Here is a 20,146-nt window from a genome sequence, read left to right as displayed (position 1 = left end):
TTGTTAATATAATTTAGGATTAAAATGGAAAAAAAGTTTCACTTATCCAATTATGATTTTGATTTACCAAAAGAACTCATTGCGCAGTATCCCCTAAAAAATCGTAGTGAGTCAAGACTTTTAGTAGTGGATAGAATAAAAAAAATTTTTTTTGAAACCAGATTCAGGGATATCCATAATTTTATACCTGGAAATAGTGTTGTTGTGTTTAATCAGTCTAAGGTAATTCCTGCAAGAATTTTTGGTAAAAAAAAATCTACTGGCGCCAGGATAGAATTTTTGTTGCTCACACCTTTGCCCTTGCTCAAGGTCCATAAACAAGGAAATTGGAATTTAAGCGTGGTAAAAGGCCTGCTTAGACCCCTAAAACGCCTTAAGCCTGGAGATATAGTACTATTTTCAGATGACTTTTTTTTAAAAATAAAGAAAAAATTCGAATTTGGCAGATGTGAAGTAGAACTCTTTTGGAAAACAAATCTTTTTGAGTTATTAAACAAGTTTGGCACTATGCCTTTGCCTCCTTATATAAAAAGGAATCCTGAACTCCAGGATTTCGTGAGATACCAGACTGTTTTTGCAAAGGACGAAAAGGCAGGATCTGTTGCTGCTCCAACTGCCGGACTCCACTTTGATAATGAGGTTATAAAAAAATTAAAGGAAAAAAATATAGATTTGGCATTTATTACCCTCTATGTTGGGGCAGGGACCTTTGAACCAGTAAGATGTGAAGATATTCGTGAACACAAAATGCATGAAGAATATGTAGAGATAGATTTTGAGACTGCCCGGAAAATAAGGTGTGCCAGAGAAAATAATTATCCAATAGTTGCTGTGGGAACAACTTCAGTGAGAACCTTAGAGGGGGTGTACCAAAAAATAGGTGAATTGGATGAATATAAGGGCTGGATAGACTTATATATATATCCAGGCTTTAAATTTCATGTGATTGACCATATGATCACAAATTTTCATCTCCCTCGCTCTTCTCTATTACTTTTAGTCTCTGCATTTGCAGGAAGAGACCTTATTCTGTCCGCCTATGAGTATGCAATTAAAAACAAATTTAGATTTTTTTCTTACGGTGACTGCATGTTAATTTTATAAAAAGAGGTTCTAACCTTCAAAAAGTTCATTGACTTTTATTTTTGTTTTAAGCTAGGAAATAAAACGTTTATTGGCACATGGAGTTATTTATTTAAATTTAAATATTTTAAAAAAGGTGTTGGGAGTGCTATGTCTAGAATTGAAATTAGAGAAGAGAGATGTAAAGGTTGTTTGCTTTGCACCTCTGTGTGTCCAGAGAATATATTGGTGCAGGGTAATGTTATAAATTCTAAAGGGTATAAGGTTATTACCTGTGATGAGGAAAAAAAAGAAAATTGTCGTGGATGTGGATTTTGCGCTGAAATATGTCCAGATGGAGCCATAGTGGTTTTTAAAACCATTAAACCAAAAGGGACAAAATAGTTATGGACAAAAATAAAAATAATAAAGAGAGAATGCTTGTAAAAGGTAATGAGGCAATAGCAATAGGGGCATTGGATGCCGGGGTAGAGTGTTACTTTGCCTATCCAATCACTCCTCAAAGTGATATCCCTGAATATCTATCAAGGGAATTAGTAAAATTAGGTGGAGAGTTTCTGCAGGCAGAAAGTGAGATAGCTTCAATAAACATGGTGCTCGGCGCTGGGGCCTGTGGGAAACGTGCAATGACTTCTTCCTCATCACCTGGAATTTCTTTAAAACAAGAAGGTATATCTTATATGGCAGCAAGTGAAATACCAGGTGTGATTGTAAATATTACCAGAGGCGGACCAGGTTTAGGAGGCATTCAACCTTCTCAAGGCGATTATTTTCAGGCCACCAGAGGTGGTGGACATGGGGATTATCGAACCTTGGTGTTGGCCCCTTCTACCTGTCAAGAATGTTATGATTTAACTATTAATGCCTTTGATCTTGCATTTAAATACAGAAATCCTGTTCTTATTCTGGGAGATGCCATTTTAGGACAAATGAAAGAACCAATCGTTAGATGGAAAGAGAGAACTATTAACCCAAATGAGGGCAATGAATGGAAATTAACAGGCAAAAAAGGTAGAGCACAGAGAATATTAAAATCCTTATATCTTGGTGATGGGGAAATGGAAGCACATAATATGAAGCTTTGGAAGAAATATAAATCCATGGAGCAAGATGTAAGGTGGGAAGAATTTTTAGTTGATGATGCAGAAGTTGTTGCTGTTGCCTTTGGATCAATTGGCAGGATTGCCAAGTCCAGTGCAAGAAAATTAAGAGAAAAGGGATATAAAGTGGGAGTATTTAGGCCAATTACCCTGTTTCCTTTTCCATATGAACCATTAAGGAAATTGGCTATTTCTGGAAAAAGATTTATAACCATTGAAAACAACACTGGTCAGATGGTTGAAGATGTGAAATTGGCCATATGTGGTGTTGGGGAAACAGAGTTTTTTGCCAATATGCCTGGAAAGGTTTCCACACCAGAGGATTTCATAGAGCCAATAAAGAAAATGTTTTAAGTATATTAGGGGATATAAGATGAGTGAAATTTTAGAAAAACAGGTGTTTTCTTTGCCAAAATCTCTAAAGGATGTTCCAACCCATTTTTGTCCTGGCTGTCACCATGGAATAATACACAGATTGGTGGCTCAGACAATTGATGATTTAAAACTCCAGGATATTAGTATATGCGTTGGCTCAGTGGGTTGTTCTGTCTTTATCTATGACTATATAGATGTGGATACTGTGGAGGCACCACATGGCAGGGCTCCAGCTGTTGCCACAGGGATAAAGAGGGCAAGCCCAGAAAATTTTGTATTTGCCTATCAAGGGGATGGAGACCTGGCAGCAATTGGTTTTTCAGAAATTGTTCACTGTGCCAATAGGGGAGAGCGAGTCACTATTGTGTTTGTAAACAACACAGTCTATGGTATGACAGGTGGACAAATGGCACCCACCACCTTGCTTGGGCAAAAGACCACTACAACTCCCTATGGAAGGAGTGAATCCAATGAGGGGTATCCTCTAAAAATGGCAGAGATGCTCGCTTCTTTAGAAGGGACTGCATTTTCAGCACGCGTTGCAGTGAATAATATAAAAAATTTAATGAAGACAAAAAAAGCATTAAAAAAAGCATTTATGGTACAGCTTGAGGATTTAGGCTTTGGTTTTGTAGAAATTTTATCTGCTTGCCCAACTAATTGGCATTTGACTCCCTTAGAGGCCAATATGAGGGTAGAAAAAGAAATGATGAAGTATTTTCCTCTGGGTATATATAAGGATAAATTGGAGGATAAGAAATAGATTTAAGTGAAAAATTTCTAACTTGACACTAAACTTAGTATTTTAGAGGTGAAGATTTATGTATCAAGATGTGATAATAGCAGGATTTGGCGGTCAAGGTGTTATGTTAATTGGAAATATCCTTGCCTATGCTGCAATGGAGCAAGGGCTTAATGTTACATATATGCCTGTATATGGCGTGGAAATGCGGGGTGGTACTGCCAATTGTACTGTGGTTATATCTGACGAAGAAATAGGCTCGCCTGTTATCTTTTATCCAAAAACACTTATCATCATGAACCAACCTTCTCTTGAGAAATTTCAACCAAGATTAATTGAAAAGGGCCTTCTCATTGTCAATTCCTCAATAGTAGATGAAAGTTTAGTTGATAAAGAAAAGTACAATGCCTTTGTTGTGCCAGTAAATGATATAGCTGATAAGCTGGGAGATATCAGGATGGCCAATATGGTTGCCATGGGTGTATGGGTAGGTGCAACCAAGGCTATGGATTTGGATGTAGTTATGAAATCAATGGAAAAACTCCTGTCATCTTTAAAAAAAGAAGTAATTGAAAACAATAAAAAGGCATTGCTTGAGGGTTATAAAATTGGTAGTGGCGAGTGATTACGAATATAAAAAGATTTTTGGAGTAATTGGATATCCAATATCCCATAGCCTTAGTCCAATAATTCATAACTGGGGATTTAAACTTTTTAATTTACCTTATGTATATTTTAAATGGAGTATAGATCCATGTAAACTTCCTGAATTTATAGTATCTGTGGATACTTTGAATATAGGTGGTTTTAGTGTAACCATTCCTTTTAAGGAAAAAATAATCCCTTATTTAGATGAAGTGACTGATGAAGCTACTGCAGTTGGGGCAGTTAATCTTGTGTATGTTAATGAAAATAAAAAGATTGGACACAATACAGATGTGGATGGTTTTTTGGCTCCAATTAAGGATATTGATGTAGATTCTGCCCTGATTCTAGGATGTGGTGGAGCTGCCCTTGCCTGTATTTATGGACTGAAAAAAAATAAAATAGAATCAATCACAGTAGCAGGACGCAATAAAGATAAATTAAACTGGGTAAAGAAAAGGTTCAACGTAGAAATTATTGACTGGGACCTTAGAGACAAGCCAAACGCCGATCTCCTTATAAATTGTACTCCCATTGGAATGTCTTCTTATAAAGATGAAAACCCCTATCCAGATAAAGATGGCTTAAGCAGATTTCAATTGGTCTATGATGTGGTTTATAATCCCCTTGAAACCAAGCTCATAAAAGATGCAAAAAATTTAGGCATAAAAGTTATTCCTGGGATTTATATGTTTATCTATCAAGCATTGTTCCAATTTCAGATCTGGACAAACAAGACCTTTGATATAAATGAAGCTTTAAACCTCTTGAGACAATATCTATAATAATTACACTCATGCATGTTGTTTGCGTGAATTTGCCTTGAATTTTTTATCTCAATCAAATATAATAGAAATTAGCTTTATGAATTGGTTTAAATAGTTTTTATGTTTTTAAACAAAAATATAGTGGAGATAATTATGAAGATCAATAAATGGATTTTGACATTATTTTTGTTGTGTTCTTTGGCTATTAGCCCTTCTAAATCCACTGCTGATAAGATGTATGAACCCCTAAAACAATTTAGTCAGGTGCTCAGTATAATAGAAAAAAGCTATGTGAGAAATGTAGACAGAAAAGAGTTAATTAAGGGTGCCATTGAGGGAATGTTGAAAAATTTAGATCCCCATTCCCTTTACCTGGATAAAGACGCATTTAAAGAGATGCAAATTGAAACTTCTGGTGAATTTACCGGAATAGGGATAGAGATAACAATAATGAATGGAAGGCTCACTGTAGTATCTCCAATTGAAGATACTCCAGCTTATAAAGCAGGCCTTAAAGCTGGAGATATTATTATAAGAATAAATGATGAGCCCACTGATGATATTACGCTTTTTGAGGCTGTAAAGAAAATTAGAGGACCAAAAGGCACAAAGGTTCGTTTAACCATCCTTCACAAAGACTCCCATGTGCCTGAGGAGGTTACCATTGTAAGAGATAGAATTCCTGTACACAGTGTAAAATCCCAGATGTTTGGAAAAGACTATTTATATGTGAGAATAACCAATTTCAATCAAAATACTACCAGGGAATTAATTGATGCGATACATAGACAAAAGAGTACTTTAAAAGGAATTATTTTAGACCTTCGTAATAATCCAGGGGGATTGCTTGATCAGGCAGTATCAGTGGCAGATGTATTTTTACAAAAAGGGCTTATAGTCTATACCAAGGGTAGGGTTCCTGAGAGTAAAATGAGTTTTTCTGCTCAAAAACAAGAAACTGATGTAACTTGTCCCTTAGTTGTATTAATCAATGCTGGTAGTGCTTCAGCCTCAGAAATTGTTGCCGGTGCACTTCAGGATCAACACAGGGCCTTGCTTGTTGGAGAAAGGAGTTTTGGAAAAGGTTCTGTTCAGACTATTATCCCCCTATATGATGGCTCTGCCATTAAACTAACCACTGCAAAATACTATACCCCATCTGGAAGGTCTATACAGGCCGAGGGTATTGCACCTGATATTGAAGTGCCTTTGATTGTAGCTAAAAAAGATGAGCAGCAAAAATTAATGGAGAAGATCATGAAAGTGCGAGAAAAAGATCTGGAGAAACATCTTGAAAATAAGAATAAAGAAGAAAACAAAAAATTTCAATTAAATAAAAAGGCAAAGGAGATGCTCACAAAGGACAACCAGTTAAGGATAGCATTTGAGCTTGTAAAGATCATGCCAAGATTAAAGAGTATCACCTTTAATTAAAAATGGCAAAAAAGCGATCTAGTAAAAAAAAGAATAAAAATAAAAAAGGAAGCCTGGGCATTGTCCTGGGCTTCCTTTTTATATTAGGCGTTACTTTTTTCTTTCTTGTATATGTCTTGAATCTGCCAAGTAAACACCAATATAATTATACTAATAAAAAGTCAAAAAATTATATACAAAGCAAGAAAAAGGTTTTGTCCCTTAAAAAGGGCATGACATATGAAGAACCTTTAATCTTTCCCCTGGATGAAAAGATAAAAAAAGTAGATCTAGCACTACTTCAATCCCTTGTTATCTCTTCCCTTCCCAAATATTCAGTTCATTACATAAAGATAGAAAAAAGACGTATAAAAAATAATATTTATCTCTATCAGTCTATAGAGATAACCGGTAGGGCGGCTAAAATCAAAGTACTTAAAAGAAAATTAATGGAGTTTTTAAAGGCCTGGTTTAAGGATAGTGAATTAAAGTTAATAAAAGATAAAAATTCTTTAAAAATTATAGTAGAGGGAGTTTTAACACATTCTATTTTTTTTAATACCAAAGGAACAATTATTAGAAAACAGATTAAAAAGGGAACACTAATACTTATAATAGATGATATTGGACGGGATTTAGACGCAGCAAAGAAGTTGATATCAATGTTTGGGACCAGTATAAATCTATCTATTTTGCCCTATAGCCCTCATGCAATAGACATTTATAACCTTTGTGTAAAACTAAAAATCCCAATACTTTTACATATGCCAATGGAACCATTGAGTTATCCTGAGTCTGATCCAGGGCCTGGTGCTTTGCTCACAACCATGGATAAAAACACGGTCAAAAATTTTACTCAAAGGGCATTAAATCGTTTTCCAGGTATAATTGCTGTTAACAATCACATGGGTTCTAAATTTACCCAGAACGCTAAACTTATGAAGGTTTTTTTTAGTGAGCTCAAAAAGAGACATCTATTTTTTATTGACAGTATGACTACCTCAAAGAGTGTATCCAGTAACTTAGGAAAATTGTTAGAAGTGCCTGTGTACAAAAGAGATGTTTTTTTAGATAATAAGAAGGATATAAAATATATTCTACTCCAGATGCATAAAGCAGAAGTGTATTCTATGAAAAAAGGGGTAGTAATTGTGATTGGACATCCATATAAGGAGACGATTAAGGCCCTTGAGTTGTGGAGAGAGAATAAAAGTAAAAATATAAGGCTTGCCTCAGTAAGATATCTCTTAAAACAAAACAGGGCTGTCTTTTAAACAGCCCTGTTTTTAATAAGTTTAGAATAGACCAGATACCTTTCCAGTCTTTGGATCTACATCAACTCTCATATATGCAGGTTTGGAGCTTGTACCTGGCATCAAGCTTATTGTTCCAGCAACTGGACAGAGGAATTTTGCTCCAGAGTAGATGAGAACATCTCTGATTGGGAGCACCCATCCCTTTGGAACACCCTTTAGTGTTGGGTCGTGGGAAAGGGAAAGATGGGTTTTTACCATCATTGTCATGTAGTCTGCATATTTTGGATCAGATTCTAACATCTTGGCCTTTTGTTCAGCTTCAGGGGTCCAGGTTACGCCGTCAGCTCCGTAAACTTCCTTGGCAATTATCTCAACCCTATCCCTTAACTTCATTTCAAGGGGATACAAGAATTTAAATTCACTTTCTTCTTCACATGCATCAATAACAGCATCAGCAAGCTCCAGGGCTCCATCACCACCATATCTCCAGTGATCAGATACAGCACATCTGGCACCAGCCTGTTCTGCTATTTTTCTCACAGCAGCAACTTCTGCATCTGTATCAGTATGGAATTTATTAATACATACAACTGGGTTCATACCAGATTTTCTAATTACATTGATGAGATGGACCATATTTTCACAGCCCTTTTCAACTAATTCCACATTTTCCTTGGTATATTCTTCTGGAAGGGGTCTACCAGGAACAACTTTTGGTCCACCACCATGCATTTTAAGAGCCCTAATAGTTACAGTCAAAACAGATACATGGGGTTTTAATCCACTTAATCTACATTTTACATTCCAGAATTTTTCAAAACCAATGTCTGCTGCAAATCCAGATTCTGTTACGTGGTAATCAAACATCTTTAGACCAATTCTATCAGCAATTATGGAGGATTGTCCAACAGCAATGTTGGCAAATGGTCCTGCATGAACCATACATGGCTGATATTCAGCTGTGCACATAAGGGTTGGATTAATGGTATTTCTCATCCATGCACACATGGCATTACCAACCTTAAGGTCTCCGGTTGTCACGGGCTTTCCATCCCTATCAAAAGCAACAGTGATTTCATTTAAACGCTTTTTTAAGTCAGCAAGATCCTTTGCAATGGAGAGAATGGCCATACATTCTGAACTTACAGAGATTCCGAATTTAGATTGCATTGTAAAACCATCGTATCTTCCGCCAATACCAATAATAATATTTCTCAAGGCTTGTGCGCAAAAGTCAATAACCCAGCCCATCTCTACTCTGGTAGGATCAATATTTAATGCTGGAATTCCTGATAACTTTTCAATCTTTTCAGGGCCGTAGTTTCTCTCATGTTGCATTCTAGCCGTCAATGCCACCATGGCCAGGTTGTGGGCATTTGTTATGTCGTTTATGTCTCCAGTAAGGCCCAGAGAGAATTCTGTCATTGGGATCAAAATAGCATTTCCACCACCAGCAGCAGTACCTTTGATGTTCATTGTTGGACCGCCAGAGGGCTGACGAAGGGCCCCACCTACATTTTTACCTCTCTTGCCCAAACCTTCCATAAGTCCAACAGAAGTAGTGGTTTTTCCCTCGCCCAGAGGTGTTGGTGTGATAGCTGTTACCTCAATGTACTTTCCATCTGGACGATCCTTTAATCTTTCAATGATCTTTAAGAAGTCCAGTTTACAAAGCCTTCCCATAGGGATGATTTCGTCTTTTTGAAGCCCCAATTTTTCCCGCCACTCATCAGGTGTTGGCATATTTTCTTCTGCTGCCTCAGAAATTTGCCAGTCCTCCATTTTGGTTGGATCATAGGCCATTTTCATATACTCCTTTTTTTGAAGGTTAAACAACAAACCAAACCCTACTCTACAAAGCAGTTATGGATAGAATTGTTTTTTGTGATTCCTTAAATCAAAATTCACAATTTTGTCAAAGCCATTTTTTTAGATAATTGGAGCTTTTTTGACAATATTTTTTATATTCATGCTGGGATATTGTGATATTTTTCTTTATCTCTTTTTTGTTGCAAAAAAGAAAAATTGAAATTACCAAATAAAAGATATATTGGAGATATGGTATGAAAAAAAAATTGAAAAAACTGCCTCTGGGGCTGGCAGAATCTATCCTTGAAAGTATTAATGATGGAGTATTTACAGTAGATCTTGATTGGAAGATAACCTATTTTAACAAATCAGCTGAAAGAATAACCAAGGTTTCTAGGGAAGATGCCATGGGACGATTTTGTGCAGATGTGTTTAAATCAAGTATGTGCGAGGATAGCTGCCCCTTAAGAAAGACCATGGAAAATAAAATACCTATTATTGGTCAGACAGGCTTTATAATAAATGCCCTTGGAGAAAGAGTGCCCATTAGTGTTTCATCAGCAGTCTTAAAAGACCCAAATGGTAACATAATTGGAGGGGCTGAGACCTTTCGGGACTTAAGTGAGGTTGAACATCTCAAGTTAGAACTTACTTCAAGATATAGAGTGGGAAACTTGGTCTCCCGCTCTCCTAAGATGAGAAAAATTTTTGATATACTACCAACTATCTCTAACAGTCCTTCCACTGTATTAATTTTAGGTGAAACCGGCACAGGAAAAGAACTTTTGGCCAGGACAATACATGAGTTGAGTCCAAGAAAAGATGGACCTTTTGTTGCAGTAAATTGTTCCGCCCTTCCAGAAACACTCCTGGAAGCAGAATTTTTTGGGTTTAAAAAAGGGGCATTTACAGGAGCTGTTAAAGACAGAAAAGGAAAATTAGAAACTGCTGATAAAGGCACTCTATTTTTAGACGAAATTGGGGATATGCCCTTATCCATTCAGGCTAAACTCCTAAGAGTAATTCAAGAGCGATGTTTTGAACCCATTGGTTCCAATAAAACTATATCTGTGGATATAAGGATAATCTGTGCTACAAATAAAAATCTGGAAGAATTAGTTGAGAAGGAAAAATTTAGAAAAGATCTTTATTATAGAATAAATGTCATAAAATTAGAACTTCCTCCTTTAAGGGAAAGAAAAGAAGACATTCCTTTGTTGGTAGATACTTTTATATCTCATTTTAATAAGGTGCTTGGCAAAGATATTAAAGGAGTCTCTCCAGAGGCCATATCATTACTTATGAGCTACAATTGGCCAGGTAATATAAGAGAACTTGAAAATATTATAGAGAGGGCATCTATATTGTGTTTTGGTGATATAATTGATATAGAACACCTGCCAGAAGAAATAATTTCTTTTACTAAGAGTGATGAAGCTTTAGATATAAAATCTACAAAATCCCTTATGGAAAAACAAATAATTATAAATGCTTTAAAACAAAACAATTACCACCCAGTAAAAACAGCAAAATCCTTGGGGATTCATAAAACCACTCTTTATAGAAAATTAAAAAAATACAATATTCAACTACCTAAAAATTCAAAATAGTCTATTGATATAAACAGAGATTAAAAGTCAAAGGGTAAAAAATGATTTTAGAAAGATTAAAGAAAAATCCTTCATTATCACTCATTTTAATCTTTGGGTTAGTGAGTTTACTTGGAGACATGATATATGAAGGCGCTAGAGGTGTTGTTGGTCCTTATATGGCCAGCCTTGGTGCCAGTGCTGCTATTGTTGGTTTTGTCTCTGGTATTGGAGAGTTCCTTGGTTATGGCCTAAGGCTTATATCTGGTTATCTCACTGACAAAACCAATCTCCTCTGGACCTTTACTATTCTGGGTTATTTGATGATTATTTCTATTCCTTTGCTTGGTATCTCAAATTCCTGGGAAATAGCAGCTATTTTCATTATATTAGAAAGAATTGGGAAAGGAATTCGTACCCCAGCAAGGGATGTAATCCTTTCCTATGCCACAAAAGAGATAGGAAGGGGGTTTGGCTTTGGAATCCATGAAGCAATGGACCAGATTGGAGCAATTATCGGGCCTCTTTTATTTGGTTTATTTTTATATGTTGGGCTTGGCTATAAAAAAGGATTTTTGATGTTAATTTTTCCCTGCATTTTTTTGCTTATTGTCCTCTTTATTGCAAAACATACAGTTAAAGATCCAAAAAGGTTGGAAAAAAATCTAGGTGATAATAAAAGAAAACAAGATATTCCATCTATATTTTGGATATATGTTGTTTTTAGTGCAATTAGTGTAATAGGATTTGTAAATTTTCAGATAATATCTTATCATTTTAAGGTTCAACATATATTAAATGATTCATTTATTCCTATTATATACGCATTTGCAATGGGAATAGACGCAATCTTTGCCCTAATAATAGGCAGGATATATGATAAATTTGGACTTAAAACAGTTCTTATTATACCATTTATAAATATTTTTATTCCCTTTTTTGTCTTTAGAAAAAGTATAAATTTTTTAATTTTAGGAATTATAATCTGGGGTATGGTTATGGCAATGTATGAAACTGTTATGAGGGCTTCTATTGCAGATATTATTCCCATAGCCAAAAGGGGATATTCATATGGTATATTTAACACAGTATTTGGACTTTCTTATTTTTTAGGGAGTTTTGTAATTGGATTTTTATACACTTTAAATCTAGATTATGTAATAATTTATATACTAATTATGTCTGTAGTATCTCTATTAGTTGGACTAAAATTAATCAAATAACTAAATTGCCATGAAAATACCTGTTTTTTTATTAAAAATTGATGAATATAATGAAATATTGGAACATGCTTTAGATGATGTTTTAAATTATTTTGACATTAAATGTAAAAATATCTTAATTAAGCCAAATTTTATTGCTGCAAAGAATTTTAGAATAAGTTGCACAAATCCATTTATCATATACTATTTAAGTAAAATTTTTTTAAAACAGGGATGCAATGTCTTTATTGGTGATTCTCCAGCCTTTGGCTCTGCTAAGGATATAGCAAAAATAACAGGATTATATGAGATTGCAAAAGATTTGCCTGTAAAAATTATTGATTTTAATAAAAAAAGATATAAGGGATTTTATTTTTCCTTGGCAAGGGAAATACAAGATGTAGATTTAATTGTAAATGTATGCAAACTAAAGGCCCATGCACAGATGGGACTTACTCTTTGTGTGAAAAATTACTTTGGACTTGTGGTGGGACTCAATAAATTATTAGCACATATAAAATTTGGACAAAATCATACTATATTTTCAGACTCAATTTTAAAGATTTTAAATTTTATCCCAAGATCCATTAATATAGTTGATGGAATATTGGCAATGGAGAAAACAGGACCTTTAGATGGAGAGGAAAAAAAGTTAAATCTTATCGGTGTATCCACCAGTGCTGTTGCAATGGATACAGCTATCTACAATTTGATAGGTGCAGATATTAATTCCATACCTCTTTACAAAAGTAGTGTATTAAATAATTTATACGGATCAAAGCTTGAGCATATAAATTTAATAAAAGACCCTGCTTTTAATTCAAAAATGGCATTTAAATACCCGAAAGAATTAAAGGACATCTCCTTTAGACCAGACAGAGTATTTTGGTCTTTTATTAAAAGATGTTATTTGCGTCTATTTAAGTGATATCTAAAAATATTAGACATAATTTCTAATTCCATATAAAAAATATCCACCAAATATTATTAAAAATACTCCACACAGTTTAATTATAACATGATAAGTGGTATCTTTCATTATTTTTTTGCCCTTACTAATACCAAAAGATACTAAAGAATACCATGCTAAATCAGCCAATATATGACCTGTAAAAAATATAGCAATGCCAATTATTTTAAATTTTATTGCAGACATCAAATACCCCATACCAATGGTTGCCCACCACAGTATCCAATATGGATTTGCAAGACTTACCATTGCTCCTGCAATAATAGAAGAACTATAAATTCCTTTGTCTTTATTTTTTATCTTCTTTGTGTCTAAAGTTAAATTTTTAGCCGACTTTATCATATCATAGCCCATGTATATGAGAATTGAACCACCTATAATACTTATTGACATAATAAAAGTAGAAGATTTTAAAATTGAGGAAAGACCCAATAAGATAGAGATAACCAGGATAAATTCTAATATACCGTGTCCTAAAACCAAAAGAGGACCTTCCCAAAAGCCCTTTTTAGCAGAATTTGCAATAGTTACAGTTAAAAGCGGCCCAGGCATCATGGCACCTGATAGAGTGATTACAAAAGATGTTATAAAAAGAAGTGGCAAATTGAACATTTTCATCCTCTCATTTTTGGGCACCATATTTATTTTTTTGTAATAATGTCAAGTTGACATTTGAAGTTGCCTTAAATAAAAAGACCTAACTATTTTTTAAGGAGCTAAAAAAATATGATTATCCTGGGCGTGGACACAGGTGGTACTTTTACGGATTTTATTTATAGGATAAATGATGAGTGGAAGGTATATAAAATTTTATCTACCCCTGATAATCCAGCCAGGGCAGTGTTAAAAGGTTACAATCTAATTTGCAAGGGCAAATCTGCAAACATTACCCACGGTTCAACTGTTGCAACTAACGCTTTATTAGAAAGAAAAGGTGCAAAAACTGCCCTAATTACCAATAAGGGGTTTGAAGACCTGATTGAAATTGGAAGGCAGAATAGAAATAAATTATATGATTTAAAATACAAAAAAATACCACCATTAATACCTTCAGATTTGCGGTTTGGAGTAAGGGGAAGAATAAATTACAAAGGAGAGGTTGTAGAGGATATAGATTGTAATGAAGTTAAGGACATTGTTCAAAAGATTAAAGCATTAGGTGTTGAATCAGTTGCAGTATGTCTGCTTTTTTCCTTTAAAAATGATATACATGAGAGAGTTATATCTAAAGAGTTGGAGAATACAAGATTGTTTTATTCCCTGTCCAGTGAAGTGCTTCCTGAATTCAGAGAATATGAAAGGATGTCAACTACTGTGATAAATGGTTATGTATCCCCAAAAATGACCAGATATCTTTCTTTTATTGAACAAAATATTGGGGATAGTAAACTCAGGATAATGCAGTCAAATGGGGGGAGTATTTCCGCTAAAACAGCAATGAAAGAGTCTGTCAGGACCATATTGTCTGGTCCTGCTGGAGGAGTTGTTGGGGCATTTGAGATAGGTAAATTAGCAGGTTTTGATAGATTAATTACCTTTGATATGGGGGGAACATCTACAGATGTGTCTTTGATAGATAAGGACCTGCCTATCACAACAGAGTCAGAAATAGCTGGATTTCCAATAAAGACCCCAATGATCCATATTCATACAGTTGGTGCTGGAGGCGGCTCAATTGCATATTTTGATAAAGGAGGTGCACTTAAAGTCGGACCTCAGAGTGCTGGCGCAGATCCTGGACCTATTTGTTATGGAAAGGGTGAACATATAACAGTTACTGATGCCAATTTATATCTAGGCAGATTAATTCCAGAGAGATTTTTAGGCGGATATATGAAGCTTCATGTAAATAGGCTTAATGGATATTTTGAAGACATGGCAAAAAAAGGTGCACTTAATCCAATTGAGCTTGCTGAAGGAATCCTTAGAGTTGCAAATGCAAATATGGAAAAGGCCATTCGGGTGATATCTGTGGAAAAGGGATATAATCCTTCTGAGTTTGTCCTGTTTTCTTTTGGTGGAGCAGGGGGGATGCATGCATGCTTTTTGGCAAGGCTGTTAAATATTCCAAAAGTACTTGTTCCAAAACATCCAGGAATACTCTCAGCTATAGGCATGCTCATTGCCGATGTTATAAAGGACTATTCAAAGACAGTAATGATTCCTCAACATCAATTGGAAATAGAAGATTTAAATGGATATTTTAAAGAGATAGAAAATAAGGCAATTTCAGACCTTTTAGAGGAGGCAATAAAGAGACAGGATATTGTAATAAATAAGTTTTTGGATATAAGATATAAAGGTCAATCTTATGAAATTTTAGTTCCATTTAAGGGAAATTTTATAAAATCCTTTCATAAATTACATGAAAGGATTTATGGTTATTGCAATTTTGAGCATGAAATAGAAATTGTAAATATTAGAATTAGGGCAAGAGGAAAATTGCCAAAACCAGAGTTTAAGAAAAAAGACCTTGTAACAAAACAAATACCGGCAAATGCCATTTTAGGAGAAACAAAAACAATTTTTTCTGGAAAAGAATGTAACACCTCTGTATATGATAGGGAGTTACTTTTACCTGGTAATGAAATAAAAGGTCCTGCAATTATAGTTGAATATTCATCTACTATTGTAATTCCTGAAGATGCTAGAGCTGTAGTAGATGAATTTGAAAATATTTTAATAACTACTTAAGCAAGTAATGGGGATTATATATATGAAGGTAAATCCAATACAATTGGAAGTATTTAAAAACAGGCTCTCTTCAATAGCAGAAGAGATGGGAGTGAGTTTAAACAGAACTGCCTTTAGTCCCAATATTAAAGAACGAAAGGATTTTTCCTGTGCAATATTTGATGAAAATGGAGATATGATTGCTCAGGCTGCACATATTCCTGTACATCTTGGTTCAATGGCCATGAGTGTTAAACAGGCAATCTCAGATGTGGACTTTTTTGAAGGCGATATGGTTATATTAAACGATCCTTATAAAGGTGGTACTCATCTTCCAGATATCACTATTATAGCACCGGTATTTATTTCGAATAAAGATAAACCAGATTTTTTTGTTGCAAACAGGGCACACCATGCAGATGTTGGAGGAGTTTCTTGTGGGTCTATGCCTCTATCTAGGTCTTTGTATCAGGAAGGAATTATAATTCCTCCTTTAAAAATAGTGGAAAAAGGTGAAATTGATAAGAAGTTGCTTAAGTTTTTTTTAAATAATGTGAGGACTCCTGGTGAGAGAAAAGGGGATTTTTCTGCACAAATTATGGCAAATAGAATAGGTATTAAGAGGATTTTAGAAGTAGTGCAAAAATATGACATTGACACAGTAAAATTTTATTCAAATGCTATGATGGACTATTCTGAAAAAGTATTAAGAGATTTGATTTTAAATATAAAAGATGGCGAATATGATTTTTGCGATTATTTAGACGATGATGGTCTTGGTACCAAAAATATAAAAATTCAAGTAACAATAAAAATCAAAGGAGATAATGTTGAAATAGATTTTTCTAAGAGCCATGCTCAAGTAACAGGGAGTGTAAATTGTGTTTATTCAATTACTTTATCAGCAGTGTTATATGTATTTAGATCTTTGATAGATTTAGATATACCAACAAATGCAGGGTTGCTTAGGCCTATTAAGGTAACAACAAAAAAGGGGACTATTGTAGATGCAAATTTTCCAGCTCCAGTTGCTGGTGGAAATGTTGAAACTTCTCAGAGGATTGTAGATGTAATATTAGGGGCACTGGCAAAAGCTATTCCCCAAAAAATACCTGCAGCCAGTCAAGGAACAATGAATAATGTCTCTATTGGAAGTCTTGATAAGAGGGTAAATATGCCATTTGCCTATTATGAGACAATAGGCGGAGGCATGGGAGGATTTTTAGGGGGAGATGGAGAGAGTGCAGTACATTCCCATATGACGAACACCTTGAATACACCCATTGAGGCCCTTGAATTTACATATCCATTCATGGTCACTGAATATTCAATTAGAAGGGGGTCTGGTGGAAAAGGGAAATATAGAGGAGGAGATGGTATTGTCAGAGAATTAAAGCTCCTTTCAGATGCAGAAGTTACAGTGTTGTCTGAAAGAAGAGAGCATGGCCCATATGGTCTATTTGGAGGAGATTCAGGAAAGGTTGGAAAAAATATCTTGATAATTGATGGAAAAAAAATAGATATGCCTGGTAAATTTAACAGGTTTTTAAAAAAAGGTTCAATTTTAAGGATAGAGACACCAGGTGGTGGTGGATATGGAGAAGACAAAAGGTAAATCTACACTATTACCTCTCTATCCCTTATTCCCAAAAAATACAATATTGCATCTAATCCTACATTGGTTAAAGACTGCTTTGCCCCTTGCCTTACAATGGGTTTTGCCCTAAAGGCAATGCCAAGTCCTGCTAGATTTAACATGGGAAGGTCGTTTGCGCCGTCACCAACTGCTATAACCTGCTCTAAAGATATATTTTCTGATTTGGCGAGTTTTTTTAAAATTTCAGCCTTTTTTTCGCCGTCTATTATTTCTCCCAGGACCTTTCCAGTTAGCACATTGTTTTTTATTTCAAGTTCATTTGCAAACACATAATCTATGTTTAACCTTTTTTTTAAATATTCCCCAAAAAATGTAAAACCACCTGAAATTATGGCAATTTTATATCCAAGTATCTTAAGATTTTTAATTAGCTTTAATGCCCCATCAGTTAAGGGCAAATTTTTTGCCACTTCAAAAAGGACTGGTCTTTCTAATCCTTTAAGCAGAGCAACCCTTTTTTTTAAACTCTCTTTAAAGTCAAGTTCTCCTTGCATAGCTCTTTCTGTAATTCTTTTGACCTCTTCATATACCCCTTTTTTCTTGGCAAGCTCGTCAATGACCTCTGTCTGTATCAGGGTAGAATCCATATCAAAGGCAATAAGTCTTCTATGACGTCTATAGGGTGTATCTTCCTGTATCCCTAAGTCAATATCTCCCTTTTGTGATAAAATTAAAAATTCTCGCCTGATTTTTTTTAAATCAAGAGATTCTCCTTCAAGGGTCATTTCTATACAAATAACACCTTTATTTTCAACTGTATTTAATTTAGGTTTAGATAATCTTTCGATAGAAATTACATTTACATCGTGCTTAAAAACCAGGTTCATTAAAGAATGTAAATGATTTATTGTAAGGTTTTTTGCAAGGGCTGTTATTATATATCTTTTTTTTTGCGGCTCATTTAAGGGGTAATTTTTATCAAGCTCTATTTTTTCAAAGGTTACATGGAGATTTAATTTATGGCAGGTGTATAATATCTCCTTAAGAAAGTCGTCAGTAGAGATATCGGAGGGGAGTTTAATCAGGATTTCTAGTGATAATGTCTTATATATAACTGCCTGATTTATATCCAGGACCTCACCCTTAAATAGACTTAAAGCATTTGTGATGTGTTTTAACTTATTTGGGGTATCCTTGCCATTTATATTTAAAAGATATGTATTTGACATTTTTTTTATTTAGGGTATTTATAGTTATCCGCACAACTTCATATAATATGGGGTGCCCTTTAAAAATTTTTCTATCCAGCTTTTAGCAAAACTTATTTTTTTACATAACCTATTCCATGCTTCTGATATAACCTCCTTCATCTCTTTTATATCTTTTACAAAAACTAATGAAAGCACTCTTTTTATACTTTTCCAGATATACTCAATAGGATTTAGCTCTGGTGAATAAGGGGGAAGATAGACTAGATAAATATCTAACTCAGATGCCTTTTCTCTTACTACTTTACTCTTATGGGATGAAAAATTATCTATTATTGCCACTATCGCTTTATATCTCTTATTCACTTCTCTTATCTTTTCTAAAAACTTAGCTATTGATAAACCTTTTGAATCTTCTAAAAATGATTTTACACTTTCTCCTTTTATAGCATAAAAACCTATTGTGTTTGTCTTGAACTTTGTTGTATTTTTTATAATTCTTGTCTTCTCAAAACTCCATACCCTTACTGTATTGGCGGTGTTCTGCGGACTCGTTTCATCTATAAAACCTATTGCTATCTCCTCTTCTTTAAATCCTTTCTCCTTTAACAAAGAAAAAGTAAGTTGAAGTTGATTCTCTAATATCGTCTCTGCATCTTTTGGTTTCCTATAATCTACTGGATATGGTTTGGAAAAATGCATCTTAAGTTTATCTCTCAATATCCTTACTACATGGTCTTGTGAGTATTCTATATCAAAAGTATCTTTTATCAATGCCCTTACTTCTTTTGTAGTCCAATAAGCTCTCTTTTTAAGTAATTCCTTAAGCTTTTTTAAATCTTCCTCTGATAGCCTACTTGGCCTTCCTCCCCCTTTTCCTCTTCCTTTACCTTTTATCCCTTTATAACCCTCTTGGTTCCATTCCCTTATCCATAAGTATCCTGTCGATTGGGCTATCCCACAACCGCTACACGCCTTTTCAAAATCTATCCCTTCTCTTATAAGATTTAGAAAAATAAGTTTTACCAAAATATTGTCTTTCTTCTCACCCTTTAATTTTTCCTTTAGCTCTTCTGCATTTTTAACCTTAATACGTTCCCCTTTCATAAATATTCATTATATCAAATCGTTCCTATTATATCAAGTTCTGAAGGATACTATAAATTTACAAATTGGATTAATTTGTATAGGATTGTTTGTTATTATGCAAGTTATAAAATAGGAGGTGGTTATGGAAATCTTGGTGCTTTATTATTCTAAGACTGGCAACACAAAAAAATTGGCTGAGGCTATTGCCAGGGGTGTAGAAGAGGTTGAAGGGGTTAAGGCAAACTTAAAATCAACTAATGAAGTAACCAAAGAGGACTTTTTAAATGCATCAGGTGTAATCGCTGGCTCCCCTGTATATTTTGGGGTAATGGCAGCTGATTTAAAGAGAGTATTTGATGAATTTGTATCCATTAGAAAAAAGATGGAAAACAAAATAGGGGCCGCCTTTGCCACTTCTGGAGACTTAACAGGTGGAAAAGAGACTACCATGATGTCTATTATACAGACCATGCTTATTTATGGAATGATAATTGTTGGGGATCCCATGAGTGCAACTGGCCATTATGGGGTGGCATGCGTTGGAGCACCAGATGAAAAAACAGTGGAAAATGGAAAAAAACTTGGGAAAAGGGTTGCAGAACTTGCAAAAAAATTAGCTTAAGTGGGG

18 protein-coding genes are annotated in these 20,146 nt (G+C 34.6%); 14 read left to right on the top strand and 4 right to left on the bottom strand.

Annotated features, from left to right (window positions below):
- Positions 1-24: 24 nt before the first annotated feature.
- The 8 genes from queA (at position 25) to ACYQ1E_RS05165 (ending at position 7,399) form a co-directional block, all read left to right on the top strand.
- A complete protein-coding gene (gene queA, locus ACYQ1E_RS05200) occupies positions 25-1,104 on the top strand; it encodes a tRNA preQ1(34) S-adenosylmethionine ribosyltransferase-isomerase QueA (RefSeq protein WP_459876126.1) in 1,080 nt (359 codons plus the stop codon).
- A 129-nt stretch (positions 1,105-1,233) separates the two neighbouring features.
- Positions 1,234-1,467, top strand: coding sequence for a 4Fe-4S dicluster domain-containing protein (locus tag ACYQ1E_RS05195; RefSeq protein ID WP_459876123.1), 234 nt, complete (start codon positions 1,234-1,236; stop codon positions 1,465-1,467).
- Positions 1,468-1,469: 2 nt separating this feature from the next.
- Positions 1,470-2,537 carry a 3-methyl-2-oxobutanoate dehydrogenase subunit VorB gene (locus ACYQ1E_RS05190; protein ID WP_459876120.1) on the top strand — a complete coding sequence of 356 codons (1,068 nt, stop codon included), beginning with the start codon at positions 1,470-1,472 and terminating at the stop codon, positions 2,535-2,537.
- 19 nt (positions 2,538-2,556) lie between these two features.
- Positions 2,557-3,321 carry a thiamine pyrophosphate-dependent enzyme gene (locus tag ACYQ1E_RS05185; protein WP_459876117.1) on the top strand — a complete coding sequence of 255 codons (765 nt, stop codon included), beginning with the start codon at positions 2,557-2,559 and terminating at the stop codon, positions 3,319-3,321.
- 58 nt (positions 3,322-3,379) lie between these two features.
- Positions 3,380-3,925, top strand: coding sequence for a 2-oxoacid:ferredoxin oxidoreductase subunit gamma family protein (locus ACYQ1E_RS05180; protein ID WP_459876114.1), 546 nt, complete (start codon positions 3,380-3,382; stop codon positions 3,923-3,925).
- Positions 3,915-4,730 carry a shikimate dehydrogenase gene (gene aroE, locus ACYQ1E_RS05175; RefSeq protein WP_459878457.1) on the top strand — a complete coding sequence of 272 codons (816 nt, stop codon included), beginning with the start codon at positions 3,915-3,917 and terminating at the stop codon, positions 4,728-4,730. Before ACYQ1E_RS05180 ends, aroE begins: the two co-directional genes overlap by 11 nt.
- Before the next feature lie 135 nt (positions 4,731-4,865).
- Entirely contained in the window at positions 4,866-6,146 is a 1,281-nt protein-coding gene (locus ACYQ1E_RS05170) for a S41 family peptidase (protein WP_459876111.1), read from the top strand.
- 2 nt (positions 6,147-6,148) lie between these two features.
- On the top strand, positions 6,149-7,399 hold the full coding sequence (locus tag ACYQ1E_RS05165) for a divergent polysaccharide deacetylase family protein (RefSeq protein ID WP_459876108.1): 1,251 nt from the start codon (positions 6,149-6,151) through the stop codon (positions 7,397-7,399).
- A gap of 21 nt (positions 7,400-7,420) precedes the next feature.
- Here the strand turns inward: ACYQ1E_RS05165 and ACYQ1E_RS05160 are convergent, their stop codons facing one another.
- The gene (locus ACYQ1E_RS05160) at positions 7,421-9,184 is read right to left on the bottom strand and encodes a formate--tetrahydrofolate ligase (RefSeq protein WP_459876105.1); all 1,764 of its coding nucleotides are present in this window, start codon (positions 9,182-9,184) and stop codon (positions 7,421-7,423) included.
- 260 nt (positions 9,185-9,444) lie between these two features.
- Here ACYQ1E_RS05160 and ACYQ1E_RS05155 point away from each other — a divergent pair, with 260 nt between their 5' ends.
- From ACYQ1E_RS05155 to ACYQ1E_RS05145, 3 genes are read left to right on the top strand one after another with little or no spacing between them, the layout of a single operon-like run.
- The gene (locus tag ACYQ1E_RS05155) at positions 9,445-10,800 is read left to right on the top strand and encodes a sigma-54 interaction domain-containing protein (RefSeq protein WP_459876103.1); all 1,356 of its coding nucleotides are present in this window, start codon (positions 9,445-9,447) and stop codon (positions 10,798-10,800) included.
- A gap of 41 nt (positions 10,801-10,841) precedes the next feature.
- The gene (locus ACYQ1E_RS05150) at positions 10,842-12,002 is read left to right on the top strand and encodes an MFS transporter (RefSeq protein ID WP_459876101.1); all 1,161 of its coding nucleotides are present in this window, start codon (positions 10,842-10,844) and stop codon (positions 12,000-12,002) included.
- A 10-nt stretch (positions 12,003-12,012) separates the two neighbouring features.
- Positions 12,013-12,909, top strand: coding sequence for a DUF362 domain-containing protein (locus tag ACYQ1E_RS05145; RefSeq protein WP_459876099.1), 897 nt, complete (start codon positions 12,013-12,015; stop codon positions 12,907-12,909).
- Between the two features lie 12 nt (positions 12,910-12,921).
- On the opposite strand, the gene ACYQ1E_RS05140 is transcribed toward ACYQ1E_RS05145, so the two are convergent.
- Entirely contained in the window at positions 12,922-13,563 is a 642-nt protein-coding gene (locus tag ACYQ1E_RS05140) for a LysE family transporter (RefSeq protein WP_459876096.1), read from the bottom strand.
- Positions 13,564-13,677: 114 nt separating this feature from the next.
- On the opposite strand from ACYQ1E_RS05140, the gene ACYQ1E_RS05135 reads away from it, so the two are divergent.
- Complete coding sequence (locus ACYQ1E_RS05135) at positions 13,678-15,645, top strand: hydantoinase/oxoprolinase family protein (RefSeq protein WP_459876093.1); 1,968 nt, start codon at positions 13,678-13,680, stop codon at positions 15,643-15,645.
- A gap of 22 nt (positions 15,646-15,667) precedes the next feature.
- Positions 15,668-17,239: a hydantoinase B/oxoprolinase family protein gene (locus ACYQ1E_RS05130; protein ID WP_459876090.1), complete on the top strand. Its 1,572-nt coding sequence runs from the start codon at positions 15,668-15,670 to the stop codon at positions 17,237-17,239.
- A gap of 2 nt (positions 17,240-17,241) precedes the next feature.
- On the opposite strand, the gene serB is transcribed toward ACYQ1E_RS05130, so the two are convergent.
- Entirely contained in the window at positions 17,242-18,450 is a 1,209-nt protein-coding gene (gene serB, locus ACYQ1E_RS05125; RefSeq protein ID WP_459876087.1) for a phosphoserine phosphatase SerB, read from the bottom strand.
- Between the two features lie 24 nt (positions 18,451-18,474).
- Entirely contained in the window at positions 18,475-19,536 is a 1,062-nt protein-coding gene (locus tag ACYQ1E_RS05120; protein ID WP_459874998.1) for an IS630 family transposase, read from the bottom strand.
- A gap of 124 nt (positions 19,537-19,660) precedes the next feature.
- Here ACYQ1E_RS05120 and ACYQ1E_RS05115 point away from each other — a divergent pair, with 124 nt between their 5' ends.
- A complete protein-coding gene (locus tag ACYQ1E_RS05115; RefSeq protein WP_459876084.1) occupies positions 19,661-20,140 on the top strand; it encodes a flavodoxin family protein in 480 nt (159 codons plus the stop codon).
- Positions 20,141-20,146: the final 6 nt, after the last annotated feature.

The sequence above is a fragment of the Desulfothermus naphthae genome (assembly GCF_054657475.1).
Note: the sequence above shows the minus strand (reverse complement) of the source record. Positions and strands in the feature narration are given on the sequence as shown.

What these genes read in the sequence shown, in the direction of transcription:
- serB (WP_459876087.1), bottom strand. Translation starts at nt 18,450, where the DNA reads ATGTCAAATACATATCTTTTAAATATAAATGGCAAGGATACCCCAAAT.
- ACYQ1E_RS05150 (WP_459876101.1), top strand. Translation starts at nt 10,842, where the DNA reads ATGATTTTAGAAAGATTAAAGAAAAATCCTTCATTATCACTCATTTTA.
- ACYQ1E_RS05135 (WP_459876093.1), top strand. Translation starts at nt 13,678, where the DNA reads ATGATTATCCTGGGCGTGGACACAGGTGGTACTTTTACGGATTTTATT.
- ACYQ1E_RS05140 (WP_459876096.1), bottom strand. Translation starts at nt 13,563, where the DNA reads ATGTTCAATTTGCCACTTCTTTTTATAACATCTTTTGTAATCACTCTA.
- ACYQ1E_RS05145 (WP_459876099.1), top strand. Translation starts at nt 12,013, where the DNA reads ATGAAAATACCTGTTTTTTTATTAAAAATTGATGAATATAATGAAATA.
- ACYQ1E_RS05120 (WP_459874998.1), bottom strand. Translation starts at nt 19,536, where the DNA reads ATGAAAGGGGAACGTATTAAGGTTAAAAATGCAGAAGAGCTAAAGGAA.
- ACYQ1E_RS05185 (WP_459876117.1), top strand. Translation starts at nt 2,557, where the DNA reads ATGAGTGAAATTTTAGAAAAACAGGTGTTTTCTTTGCCAAAATCTCTA.
- ACYQ1E_RS05190 (WP_459876120.1), top strand. Translation starts at nt 1,470, where the DNA reads ATGGACAAAAATAAAAATAATAAAGAGAGAATGCTTGTAAAAGGTAAT.
- queA (WP_459876126.1), top strand. Translation starts at nt 25, where the DNA reads ATGGAAAAAAAGTTTCACTTATCCAATTATGATTTTGATTTACCAAAA.
- ACYQ1E_RS05165 (WP_459876108.1), top strand. Translation starts at nt 6,149, where the DNA reads ATGGCAAAAAAGCGATCTAGTAAAAAAAAGAATAAAAATAAAAAAGGA.
- ACYQ1E_RS05180 (WP_459876114.1), top strand. Translation starts at nt 3,380, where the DNA reads ATGTATCAAGATGTGATAATAGCAGGATTTGGCGGTCAAGGTGTTATG.
- ACYQ1E_RS05115 (WP_459876084.1), top strand. Translation starts at nt 19,661, where the DNA reads ATGGAAATCTTGGTGCTTTATTATTCTAAGACTGGCAACACAAAAAAA.
- ACYQ1E_RS05170 (WP_459876111.1), top strand. Translation starts at nt 4,866, where the DNA reads ATGAAGATCAATAAATGGATTTTGACATTATTTTTGTTGTGTTCTTTG.
- ACYQ1E_RS05160 (WP_459876105.1), bottom strand. Translation starts at nt 9,184, where the DNA reads ATGGCCTATGATCCAACCAAAATGGAGGACTGGCAAATTTCTGAGGCA.
- ACYQ1E_RS05130 (WP_459876090.1), top strand. Translation starts at nt 15,668, where the DNA reads ATGAAGGTAAATCCAATACAATTGGAAGTATTTAAAAACAGGCTCTCT.
- ACYQ1E_RS05195 (WP_459876123.1), top strand. Translation starts at nt 1,234, where the DNA reads ATGTCTAGAATTGAAATTAGAGAAGAGAGATGTAAAGGTTGTTTGCTT.
- ACYQ1E_RS05155 (WP_459876103.1), top strand. Translation starts at nt 9,445, where the DNA reads ATGAAAAAAAAATTGAAAAAACTGCCTCTGGGGCTGGCAGAATCTATC.